This is a genomic window from Flavitalea antarctica (genome assembly GCF_054461535.1).
In genome coordinates, this window is the sequence record NZ_JBTLQG010000032.1 from 62,154 (window position 1) to 74,145 (window position 11,992).

At 39.8% G+C, this 11,992-nt stretch carries 12 protein-coding genes; all 12 read left to right on the plus strand.

The window, feature by feature from the left end:
- The first annotated feature begins 322 nt into the window (after positions 1-322).
- Positions 323-1,339, plus strand: a complete 1,017-nt coding sequence (locus ACX0G7_RS21645; protein WP_458925612.1) for a Gfo/Idh/MocA family protein — start codon at positions 323-325, stop codon at positions 1,337-1,339.
- A gap of 5 nt (positions 1,340-1,344) precedes the next feature.
- Entirely contained in the window at positions 1,345-1,821 is a 477-nt protein-coding gene (locus tag ACX0G7_RS21650; protein WP_458925613.1) for an acyltransferase, read from the plus strand.
- A gap of 35 nt (positions 1,822-1,856) precedes the next feature.
- Positions 1,857-2,360, plus strand: coding sequence for a UpxY family transcription antiterminator (locus tag ACX0G7_RS21655; RefSeq protein ID WP_458925614.1), 504 nt, complete (start codon positions 1,857-1,859; stop codon positions 2,358-2,360).
- Between the two features lie 196 nt (positions 2,361-2,556).
- On the plus strand, positions 2,557-3,201 hold the full coding sequence (locus ACX0G7_RS21660; protein WP_458925615.1) for a polysaccharide biosynthesis/export family protein: 645 nt from the start codon (positions 2,557-2,559) through the stop codon (positions 3,199-3,201).
- A gap of 22 nt (positions 3,202-3,223) precedes the next feature.
- On the plus strand, positions 3,224-5,584 hold the full coding sequence (locus tag ACX0G7_RS21665; protein ID WP_458925616.1) for a GumC family protein: 2,361 nt from the start codon (positions 3,224-3,226) through the stop codon (positions 5,582-5,584).
- A 105-nt stretch (positions 5,585-5,689) separates the two neighbouring features.
- Positions 5,690-6,556: an ABC transporter permease gene (locus tag ACX0G7_RS21670; RefSeq protein WP_458925617.1), complete on the plus strand. Its 867-nt coding sequence runs from the start codon at positions 5,690-5,692 to the stop codon at positions 6,554-6,556.
- A gap of 47 nt (positions 6,557-6,603) precedes the next feature.
- Positions 6,604-7,899: an ABC transporter ATP-binding protein gene (locus ACX0G7_RS21675; RefSeq protein WP_458925618.1), complete on the plus strand. Its 1,296-nt coding sequence runs from the start codon at positions 6,604-6,606 to the stop codon at positions 7,897-7,899.
- Positions 7,900-7,912: 13 nt separating this feature from the next.
- Positions 7,913-8,929, plus strand: a complete 1,017-nt coding sequence (gene pseB / locus ACX0G7_RS21680; protein ID WP_458925619.1) for a UDP-N-acetylglucosamine 4,6-dehydratase (inverting) — start codon at positions 7,913-7,915, stop codon at positions 8,927-8,929.
- Entirely contained in the window at positions 8,926-10,080 is a 1,155-nt protein-coding gene (gene pseC / locus ACX0G7_RS21685) for a UDP-4-amino-4,6-dideoxy-N-acetyl-beta-L-altrosamine transaminase (protein WP_458925620.1), read from the plus strand. Before pseB ends, pseC begins: the two co-directional genes overlap by 4 nt.
- Positions 10,077-10,697, plus strand: coding sequence for a pseudaminic acid biosynthesis-associated methylase (locus ACX0G7_RS21690; protein ID WP_458925621.1), 621 nt, complete (start codon positions 10,077-10,079; stop codon positions 10,695-10,697). Before pseC ends, ACX0G7_RS21690 begins: the two co-directional genes overlap by 4 nt.
- Positions 10,684-11,718 carry a UDP-2,4-diacetamido-2,4,6-trideoxy-beta-L-altropyranose hydrolase gene (gene pseG / locus ACX0G7_RS21695; RefSeq protein WP_458925622.1) on the plus strand — a complete coding sequence of 345 codons (1,035 nt, stop codon included), beginning with the start codon at positions 10,684-10,686 and terminating at the stop codon, positions 11,716-11,718. Before ACX0G7_RS21690 ends, pseG begins: the two co-directional genes overlap by 14 nt.
- A gap of 28 nt (positions 11,719-11,746) precedes the next feature.
- Positions 11,747-11,992: GNAT family N-acetyltransferase (locus ACX0G7_RS21700; protein WP_458925623.1), on the plus strand; the 246-nt coding region annotated here is incomplete at its 3' end.

Here is an 11,992-nt window from a genome sequence, read left to right on the forward strand (position 1 = left end):
AATCACCTATATTTGCCGCCGTTGAAACCCGGAAGAATAATAGCAACAGGCAGAAATACAATGAACACTGAGATCTCAATGTCACTAACCGAGAATTATACTATTGCTATCGTTCGTGGACTACCAAAACATGAAAAAAATATCCGGATCAACAGGATATTTATTGACGGAATTTAGATTTAAGGGTATAAGTACGTTTTTAATGCGCTTATACCCTTTCGTATTTTAGAATTGGAAGATTGAGTTTAATAAATTGTTTTACAGTTAGTTACATCTAAGAAGTGTGATTGGCATGGCGAAGCTTTTCCTATCCGCCAGTTTTATGAATAAAGAAATAGCATTTGGAATAGTTGGATGTGGACGAATCTCAGAAATTCATGCTTCTAACATGGCCCTTAAGGGAAGACTGGTCGCTGTCTGCGATATTGTACAAGAGAAAGCGGACAAATTAGCTAAGAAGTTTGGGGCGAAGGCTTATTACGATTACCAAAAGATGTTGGCTTCGGAACCGGACCTGCAATTGGTTTCAGTCTGTACCGCAAACGGTCAACATGCTCATCACTCAATTTTGGCATTACAAAATGGTTGTCATGTCCTCTGTGAAAAGCCAATGGCCCTGAATGTGGAAGATTGTAGAAAAATGATTGAGGTTTCTGAAACAAACAACCGAAAGCTGTTTATCGTAAAACAAAACCGTTATAACCCGCCTGTTAAAGCATTAAAAAAATCTGTCGAAGACGGATTGCTCGGCAAGATTTATAGTATTCAACTAAACTGCTTCTGGAATAGAAATGACGCTTACTATCAAAATACATGGAAAGGCACAAAATCCCTTGATGGTGGCACACTTTTTACTCAATTCAGTCATTTTATTGATTTATTATACTGGATGTTTGGCGAAGTCGCCATCGTTGAAGCTTATATAGGAAATTACGGACACATTGGGCAAATTGAAATTGAAGATACGGGTGTCGTTATTTTAAAGTTTGAAAAGGGGGCAATAGGTACCATCAATTACACCACCAATAGCCATGACAGAAATTTCGAAGGGTCACTGACCGTTTTTGGCGAAAAAGGCACTGTTAAAGTGGGAGGACAATATTTAAATAAACTAGAGTATCAAAGTATTGAGAACGGCCGCTTAGAAATCCCTGACCCCGGTAAAAGCGCAAACAATTATGGTGACTATCAAGGTTCAATGAGCAACCATGACAAAGTATTTGAAAATATAATTGAGGTACTATGTCGTAAGGGTGATATTATGACAAGTGCAGGGGAAGGGATGAAAACAGTGGAAATAATTAATCGCATTTATGCAGCCGCTTTGCTTGTAAATTAATGAGCTTGAAGCCAACGATAAAAAAGATAGGTATTGTCGATGTGCAGTTTGAAGACGGGGTAGAACTTGTTGAGCCGGTCAACCTGTATAATTGTTACATAGGTGAAAGATGTTTTATTGGTCCGTTCACAGAAATTCAATCCGGTGTAGTAGTGGGCCGTCGCTGTAGAATCCAATCACATGCTTTTCTTTGTGAGGGAGTAACTTTGGGAGATGATTGTTTTATAGGGCATGGTGTTATGTTTATTAATGACGACTTTTCTTCGGGCAGGCCCGCCAGAGGAGAAAAAATTAAATGGAAAAAGACCGTGCTGGGTAATAACATCTCGATAGGGTCTAATGCGACTATATTGCCTGTTAATATTTGTGACAATGTGGTGATTGGAGCCGGGGCGGTAGTAACAAAAGACATTACTCACCCAGGCAAATACGCGGGAAACCCGGCATTGTTGATGGTCCCGAAAAACCTTGACACCCTCTGATTGACTTATACTTTCATTAGATCCAGCCAAATCCTTTGACAGAAAAAAAAAGATGGTTCGCTATCTATACCAGGCATCGCTGGGAAAAGAAAGTGTTCCAGTTATTAGAGGAAAAAGGAATTCAGACCTATTGCCCACTTAACCGGATTCAAAGAAAATGGAGCGACAGGCTGAAAACAGTGGAAGAGCCACTCTTTAAATCGTATGTTTTTGTAAAGGTTAATGAAGATGAGAAAACAGCTGTTCGCATGACAAATGGTGTTGTAAACTTTGTATATTGGTTGGGAAAGCCAGCTGTTGTGAAAGACAGGGAGATTGACACAATCAAAAAATTCTTAAATGATCACGATAATGTTGAGGTTGAGCAATTCGAACTGTTGCCTAACAAAAAAGTTCAGATAAATAGTGGTGTTTTTATGGACAAAGAAGCAACTGTGATAAGCGTGTCAAAGAATAAAGTACGTGTGGTAATAGAGAGCCTGGGATTTGCCTTAATAGCTAAAATTGACAGATCCAGGATTTCCGCAATAAAAAAGTAACGGAGTATTTCATACTAATATCATTTCCCTTTCTAATATGTCTTGCAATAATCTTCTTACAATAATCAAGCTGATCTGCTTGATCCCAATCGTAGCTACGGTAATATCTTGCGGTACTGAAAAACGGCTAAGACAGGAACAAAAGTATTTGAATGTTGGAAGGTTAGACTCTGGAGCAAACCTGGAGGTAAAGTATATGGAGTCGAGTATTGAAAAAGGCGACATGCTTGCAATCACGGTATACAGCGACAATCCTGAGGCTACCGCAATATATAACCAGGCCCAGGAGACTGCAGGGGCCGGTGTCAACGCTCCTGGATATTTGGTAGACCAGGAAGGTAATATCAGATTCCAGGGATTAGGCATTATTCATGTGGAAGGGCTGACAAAACTCCAGCTGATGCGAATAATGGATGAGAAACTAAAAGAATTCCTGGTTAGACCATATACCGACATTCGGTTTCTAAACTTCAGAGTCAATGTTATCGGCGAAGTTGTCAAGCCCGGACCTATTACAACTCCTGAAGGCAGGTTAACGATACTGGAGGTGATAGGTCTGGCTGGCGACTTAACCGTTTATGGAAGGCGGGATAATGTACTGGTAATACGGGAGAAAGAAGGGAAGCGGGAATTTGGTAGAATCAATTTAAGGGATGCCAATATTTTTCAATCACCCTATTTCTATCTTGAACAAAATGATGTGATTTTGGTGGAAGCCAACAAAAGAAAGCCAAGTGGGAACGAATTAGGATTCACCCGTAATTTAACTCTGGCTGCAACTGTCGCCGGGTTGGTGTCTACACTTGTCGTCTTATATACCCTCATTATAGATAATAACTAATAACCCCGATTAAAAGAAAATGATGAGTTCCAATGCGAACCAGAACGTCAAAACAACGGCTAAAGATTTTTTAATAAGGTATATCAGATATCTTCCACTTTTTGCGTTATCAATTACTATTGCGCTTATTATTGCTTTTTTATATTTAAGGTATACGGTACCAGTATATAATGCGAAGGCGACCTTCCTCATAAAAACTTCGGCTCAGTCCGGTGCAAATTCCGAACTGGATAACATGTTTTTTAATAGCGCCAGGAGTAACGTATCTAACGAGATTGAATTACTCAGATCCTTGAACCTTGCCAAAAGGGTTGCGGCATCATTGAAACTGCAGAACAGAACTTATATCAAGGGTAATGTAAAGACCACTTTAAATTACCCGTATGGCCCCATTCAGCTTGATATCATAAAACTTAAAGACTCCCTTTCACCAATAGGGATAAATATATATGTCCACGATGCTATGGAATTCAGCATGGACAATGCAGAAGGTAAAAGGTATCATTTCGGAGAGCCTTTTGAAAATGGATCCGGCACGTTCAGAATTCTTAATCATGATTCGACTAACCTAAATCTTCAATACAGAGAGCAGGTTTTAACCTGGGAGCCGTTGCAAAGTGCTGCGTTTTTTGTATTAAGTGGATTAAATATATCTCCTGTACGGGATGGATCGAATATCCTCGTGCTTACATATATGTCGCCTTATCCTGCACTGGGAATGGCGATTTTGGATCAGTTGATGGTTGAGTATCAAAAGCTGAATGTTGAAGATAAGAGGCAAATGGCGTCCCAGACTATTTCCTTTATCAATGAACGGCTTAATATAATAACTAAGGAACTTGGTGATGTTGAAAAAGATCTTCAGAAATACAAACAGGAAAAGGGAATTACAAATCTGGAATCTCAGTCTCAATTATATGTTGGCGGACAGATCGATATTGAAAATACCATCAGGGGGCATGAGGTAAGAAAAAACATACTGAAGTATTTACAGGAGTATATTGCAAGCGATAGTAATCAAAATACTGTTGTTCCCACTACTCTCGGGATTAGCGAACCCACGTTAGTGCAACAGGTGGGTCAATACAATGAATTGCAATTAAGACGTGAAGCTACGCTACGTACAACAACTGCCAGTAACCCGGTCATTAAAAACATTGATGTCCAGGCGCAAAAATTGCGTTCTACCCTACTGGAAACACTCCGAAACCTACTTTCAATTTCTGATCTGGAAATAGCTAACCTAAGACAACGTAATCAGCAATACAATTCAAGTATTGCTTCTGTACCCATTCGGGAAAAGGAACTGCTTGAGATTTCAAGGCAGCAAGGAATTAAGCAGACCCTGTATTTGTTTTTGTTCCAAACCCGGGAAGAGATGTTAATTTCGCAGGCGGCCACAGTTTCAAACTCCCAGGTGGTGGACGAAGCGATTGCAAGCGGGATGCCGGTGACGCCAAAGCCATTAAATGCAAAAATCTTAGCTGTCTTTTTTGGTTTGTTAGTCCCTGTTGGGTTTATCTATCTAAGAGAATTATTTAATGATAAGATTGGTTCGAGGGCAGACATTATTAAGGTTACTGACGCTCCCATTTTTGGGGAGGTAGGACATGCATTGACGAAAACAACGCTGTTGGTTCAGAAAAATCGTCGTGATGTGGTCACAGAACAGTTTCGGATGATCCGGACTAATATGAAATACCTGATCAATAATGTCGACCGTCCTGTAATTCTTGTGACTTCCACTTTTAGCGGTGAGGGTAAATCTTTCATTAGTGTAAATGCTGCCGCCGTTATGGCTCTGGCCGGTAGAAAAACAGTAGTACTTGAATTCGATATTCGTAAGCCAAAAATAGTGACCGGCCTTGGGCTGCCAAAATCCCAGGGCATTACCACATATCTTGTGGGCAACATACCTGTCGAGTCGCTGGCAGTGCCAGTTCCCGACGTAGAAAATTTATTTGTTATTCCCTGCGGACCGGTTCCCCCGAACCCCTCTGAAATGCTGCTTAATCCTAAATTAGCAGATCTGTTCAAATACGTCCGCGCAAATTTCGAAGTAGTGATTGTAGACACTCCCCCGGTGGGTCTTGTCAGCGATGCACTCACCCTAAGTCAGTATGTTGACGCCAGCATGTACATTGTACGAATGGGATATACTTTAAAAAAACAGATTCAATACATCGAGGAGCTGTATATCAAGCAAAAACTGCCAAACATGGGCCTGCTTGTGAATGATATAAAAGCTACTTCCAATTACTATAGCTCCGGAAGTTATGGCGGATATGGTTATGGTTATGGACAGGCGCAGGGTTATTTTGAAGTTGAGAAAAACTCAAAGAAAAGTTGGCTTAAAAAATTCTTACACAGGTTTCGTTTATAGAAAACGGTTTCTTGTTTTTAATACGAGCCCTGGTGTAAATACACTGTTGGAAGTTTTAAATGATACACAACATTTATTATCTGTTGACCTCTTACCGAATACTTAATGAATAATCAAATAGAAGCGTTTAGGGATAAATGGGACCTGGAAATAAAACCTAGTTCCGGGTTATTTGACTTGAACTTACGAGATCTCCTTCGCTATAGGTATTTGCTATTTTTATTTGTAAAAAGAGATTTTGTAGCACAGTACAAACAGACGGTATTAGGTCCTTTCTGGCATATCCTACAACCAGTATTAACAAGCGTAATCTTTATGTTTGTATTTGGTAAAGTTGCGCGGATACCTACTGAAGGAGTTCCTCCAATTCTTTTCTATCTCAGTGGTCTTACACTATGGAACTATTTTGCGGCTTGTTTTACGAATACCTCAAATACCTTCGTGCACAATGCGGCCATATTTGGAAAAGTGTATTTTCCCAGATTGATTATACCATTGTCTGTGGTGTTATCAAATATTATAAGGTTAGGGGTTCAATTATTGCTCCTTATCGGGGTAATGATCTATTATCATTTCAATGGATTTCCGATCATTTTTTCTTCTAGCATTTTAATATTGCCTGCACTTATTATCCTAATGGCAGGAATTGGTTTAGGATTGGGAATTATTGTTTCGTCCCTGACTACAAAGTATCGTGATTTAACAGTACTTGTAGGCTTTGGCGTGCAGCTATTGATGTATGCAACGCCAATTGTTTATCCACTATCTTATTTAAACAACACCGGTTACCAAAGTATTGTCAAGCTGAACCCTTTAACAGGAATAGTAGAAGCGTTCAGATATGCTCTTTTTCAAATGGGTACTTTCCATGTAGGAGATCTTATTTATACTTTTCTATTTATGCTCATAGTGTTGGGTATTGGCCTGCTACTTTTCAATAAAGTGGAAAAGACCTTTATGGATACCGTTTAGATCTACGGTCTAAAGTTTTTAAATGAATCAGGAAATTAAAATTCAGTATGAGTGACTTGGCGATAAAGGTGGAAAATGTTTCTAAGCAATACCGAATTGGGGAAGTAAGTACCGGGAATTTGACCCATGATTTAAACAGGTGGTGGCACGAGATCCGCGGCAAACAGAATCCCTATCTGCAGATCGGTGAAGAAAATGACAGGTCGAAAAAAGGCAGTGTTGATTATGTTTGGGCACTTCGCGATATTGATTTTCAGTTAAATAAAGGAGAAGTTCTGGGGATCATTGGACGAAATGGAGCAGGAAAAAGTACGCTATTGAAAATATTGAGTAGGACCACCGCTCCTACCACCGGTTCAATGAAGATAAAAGGCCGGCTGGCAAGCCTACTCGAAGTTGGAACTGGGTTTCATCCGGAATTGACCGGTCGAGACAATATCTTTTTGAACGGGGCCATCCTGGGGATGCAAAAAAACGAAATCAAACGAAAGTTCGATGAGATAGTAGACTTTTCTGGTGTTGAGCGCTATATAGATACTCCAGTCAAACGTTACTCATCCGGTATGTATGTTCGCCTGGCTTTTGCAGTTGCAGCTTATCTTGAATCAGAGATATTAATTATCGATGAAGTGCTGGCTGTAGGCGATGCTGAATTTCAGAAAAAATGCCTTGGGAAGATGGGTGATGTAAGTCGTGCTGAGGGCCGGACGATCCTTTTTGTAAGTCACAATATGAGTGCAATAACATCCTTATGCAACTCTATTCTGTTTCTCGAAAATGGAAAAGTCACTTTTAGCGGAGACAAGGAAAAAGGGATTAACATGTATCGATCCGCTAATAAGAAATCCACCCTTTCTGCTGATCTCCTCACATTACCTTTAACACAAAACTACGGGCCTAAGAAATATTCAAAACTAATCGCCATTGAGCTGAGAAATTCTCAAAATGAGCTATCGGCATCTTTTCAGAAGAACAGTCAGATAAGGGTAAGAGTTAAATTTGAATTGTTGGAAAATGTCAGCGACCTGGAGATCGGCTACGCCTTCACAAACTATAACGGGGCATTGTTTGGGGGTGTTATTAATACCTGGGATAAGTTTCAGTCGTTTTTTGAGAAAGGCGTTCATATCGTCCAAAGCAGTATTGATGCTTTAAGTTTAGTGCCAGGGAGTTATAGCCTGGTGACTTGGATAAAGAGAGGGCATGAAGGTATAGATAATGAGATAGAAGATGCCATCGAGTTTGAAGTTATTTCAAACAACTTAAATGGTCAGTATATTAACTATGATAAGTACCCGCATCTAGGGTTTCATCATGAAAGCACGTGGGAGATAATTAACTAGCAACAAAAAATAAATGTTAAACGACAAATCAGTATTAATTACGGGTGGCACGGGTTCTTTTGGAAAAGCCTTTGTAAAGCACGTCCTGGATAATTATCCGCGGATAAAAAGATTAGTAATCTATTCCAGGGATGAGCAGAAGCAATACCATATGGCCAATGAGTTCCCATTTGAAACATACCCTATGCTTCGTTTTTTCATAGGGGATGTAAGGGATTATGACCGGCTTAAAACTGCACTTAAAGGGGTTGATTATGTTATACATGCAGCGGCCATGAAGCATGTTCCGATTGCTGAATATAACCCTATGGAGTGCATCAAGACTAATATCATTGGCGCTGAAAATATCATTACAGCATGTCTTGAATCAAAAGTGCAGAAGGTTGTCGCACTATCTACTGATAAGGCAGCAGCGCCTATTAACCTGTATGGAGCCACTAAACTGGTATCTGATAAATTATTTATCGCTGCTAATAATATCAAAGGGCACAATGATATTGTCTTTTCAGTGGTTCGGTATGGAAATGTGATGGGTTCGAATGGTTCTGTTGTGCCTTTTTTTCTGAATAAAAGGAAAGACGGCGTTTTACCGATAACAGACGATTCGATGACCAGATTTAATATTTCCCTTGCAGACGGTGTGAAAATGGTTTTGTATGCTTTAGAGAGCGCCTGGGGAGGCGAACTATTTGTGCCGAAAATTCCTTCATACCGGATATTGGATGTAGCAAAAGCAATTGGTCCGGATTGTGAGCATAAAGTTGTTGGAATTCGGCCTGGTGAAAAAATACATGAAGAGATGATTACATCCTCTGATTCTTTCACAACTTATGATTTGGGAGATTATTATGCAATATTGCCTCAACTTCCGGTCTGGAAGCTGGATGATTATTTAGCCCATTTTAAAGCGAAAAAGGTGCCCCAGGGATTCAATTATAATTCGGGCACTAACAATGATTGGCTTACAGTTGAGCAGCTCCGGACGCTTATTGTAGACCAGGTAGATTCAAACTTTCAAGCAATGTCATGAATAACATTCCTTATGGCCGGCAGACAATTACAGATGATGACATCAAGGCTGTCACGGAAACACTTAAGTCGGACTTCCTCACTCAAGGTCCTAAGATCGCCGAATTTGAAACAGCATTTGCAGATTATATAGGAGCCAGGTATGCTGTCGCAGTTAGCAATGGTACAGCGGCCCTTCATTTGTGTACGCTTGCTCTCAATGTAGATTCAACTTCGAATGTTATAACCTCTCCGATAACATTTGCTGCTTCAGCTAATTGTGTCAGATATTGCGGTGGAAACGTATACTTCGCGGATATCGATGAAGAGAATTTCTGTCTTGATCTGGAGAAAACAAAAGAGTTAATTGAATCTAAACCGATGGGTTTCTTCCAGGGGATTATACCTGTAGATTTCGCTGGTAATGCAATTAACCTGTTAGGCTTCCGGGACCTTGCCAACCAACACAATCTTTGGATAATTGAGGATGCCTGCCATGCGCCCGGCGGTTATTTTATGAGCTCCGACGGAAGAAAGTTAATGTGTGGAAACGGTGAACTTGCGGAACTTGCAATTTTTTCGTTTCATCCAGTGAAGCACATTGCTTGTGGTGAAGGTGGCATGATTACAACGAACGATGAAAGTCTATATAAAAGATTATTGCTTTTACGAACGCATGGAATAACTAAAGATCCTGCGCAATTATTGGAAAATCATGGTGGCTGGTATTACGAGATGCAGGTTTTAGGATATAACTATAGAATTACCGACTTTCAGGCAGCATTGGGAATTTCTCAACTGAAAAGAGCAGATATTGGGCTTGCCAGAAGGAGAATACTTGCTAAAAAATATTTTGCCTCTTTTTGCGATAAGCCTTTTATAAAGAGACAATCCGGTTTTATAGAGGGGCATGCTTATCATCTATACATCATTCAGACTTCGCGACGGAAGGAGTTGTACGATTTTCTCAGATCCAGGAATATTTTTTGCCAGGTCCATTACATCCCAATTCACACTTTGCCATACTATGCAAATCTCGGGTTTAGGAAGGGCGAATTTCCGATCTCAGAAAATTACTATGATGAATGTTTGAGCCTACCTATGTATCCTGGTTTATCAGATGAGGAGCAACTCTATGTAATCCAATCAATTCTTAACTTTTTTGAACGATGAATAACCTGAACGAGCAACAGAACTTTTGGGCAAACGATTATGCAAGTGAATACATAGAAAAAAATAATGATTTCGACCTAAGCTTAGGCGTTGAGGGGTGGCAAAAGATGTTAAACAAGACTGAAAATATTACTTCCGTTCTTGAATGCGGATGTAATATTGGTCGAAACATAAGGTTTTTGAATACATTATTGCCTGAAGCCCAAAAGTCCATCATTGAAATAAGTAAGCCAGCTTATGACTTTGTAACATCGAATTTCAAAATCCGCCAACACTTCAATGGTCCAATTGTAGAGTCTAAATTTGAGCCGGGCTCATTTGATCTAACATTTGTTTGTGGCGTTTTGATCCATATACATCCGGATGACTTACTTAGTAACATGTCTAAGCTGTTTGAATACTCTGGGAAATACATACTAATAGGTGAATACTTTAGCAGAACACCGGTTATGATAGAGTATCAGGGACAGGCTAACAAATTGTTTAAACAAGACTTCGGTAAATTGTTTTTACAAAATTTTGAAGTAAAACTCGTTGACTATGGCTTTTTGTGGGGAGAAATTTATGACAAAGGTGGTTTTGACGACATAACCTGGTGGCTGTTTGAAAAAAAATAACAGAGTTTTGTTTCGTGCAGATGGCAATTCAACTATTGGCCTTGGCCATATATACAGATGTTTGGGATTGGCAGAGATTTTGAAAGATCACTTTCATTGTCGGTTTTTGGTTTGTAAACCAGGCGCATCCGTCAGGGTCCTTATAGAACAACATTTTGAATTGGACATTCTTGAGAAGGAGACCCCAGAGGAACAATTATTAGAAATTGCCCATAAAGTTTTGCCTGATGACATCATTGTCCTTGATGGGTATTATTTTGATCTGCAGTACCAAACTATTATAAAGTTAATATCTTCGGCCCTTGTCATGTTAGACGACAAAGCTGATCAGCAATATGTTGCCGATTTAATTATTAATCAAGGAGACGAATCGCTAAGGCCAAGGTATAAAACCGGTCCGCACACCGCGGTATTAATGGGCTTTGATTATACGGTAGTCAGGCCACATTTCCTTTCTGCTGCGTCAAATACTAAAATAACTGAAAAGATAAATTCAGTTTTTATATGCATGGGTGGTGCTGACCCATTTAATATTACAGTAAAAGCGGTTCGCGCATGTATTGCATGCGAATTCATCGAAGCGATAACAATAGTAGTCGGCAGCGCATACCAGAATACAATCGAGCTTGAATCTATTACCCATGGAGCAGGGGGGATGAAGAAAATTACGAAGTTGTCAAATATAAGCGCCGAACAGATGGTACACCATATTTACCATTCGGATATTGCAATTAGTTCAGCAAGTTCAATCGCCCTGGAAGTATGTTGTGTAAAATCAGGTTTGTTGACTGGGACAGTTGCAGACAACCAGGTAGCAATACTTAAACAGCTTGAGAGAAAAGGTTGTTGCGTTTCGGTCAATGATTTCAATAAAGTTTCCGAACCGGACTTAACAGAATACCTACAAAAAATGAACAATATAGAGCTGGTGAACACTATCATTACTAATCAAGCCAGGGTATTCGATGGGTTATCAGGAACAAGATTGCTAGCCGCATTTAAAGCTCTTAAAAGTGCTTAGTTTCAGGAAGCCTGGTAAAGAGCATATGATGTTATTTTACGAGTGGGCAAACGACGAAACAACCCGTAGAAATTCATATAATCAAGAACCAATCAGCCTTGATCACCACAAGCGGTGGTTCCTCGAAAAGTTGGTGTCAGATAGTTGTTCAATTTATTTATTTGTTGATGAAAACGATCTCCCAATTGGGCAGGTTCGGATTGAAGATAAAGGAGCATGTTCTTCATTAATAGGTATTTCAGTTGATGCAGCACATAGAGGCAAGGGTTATGCC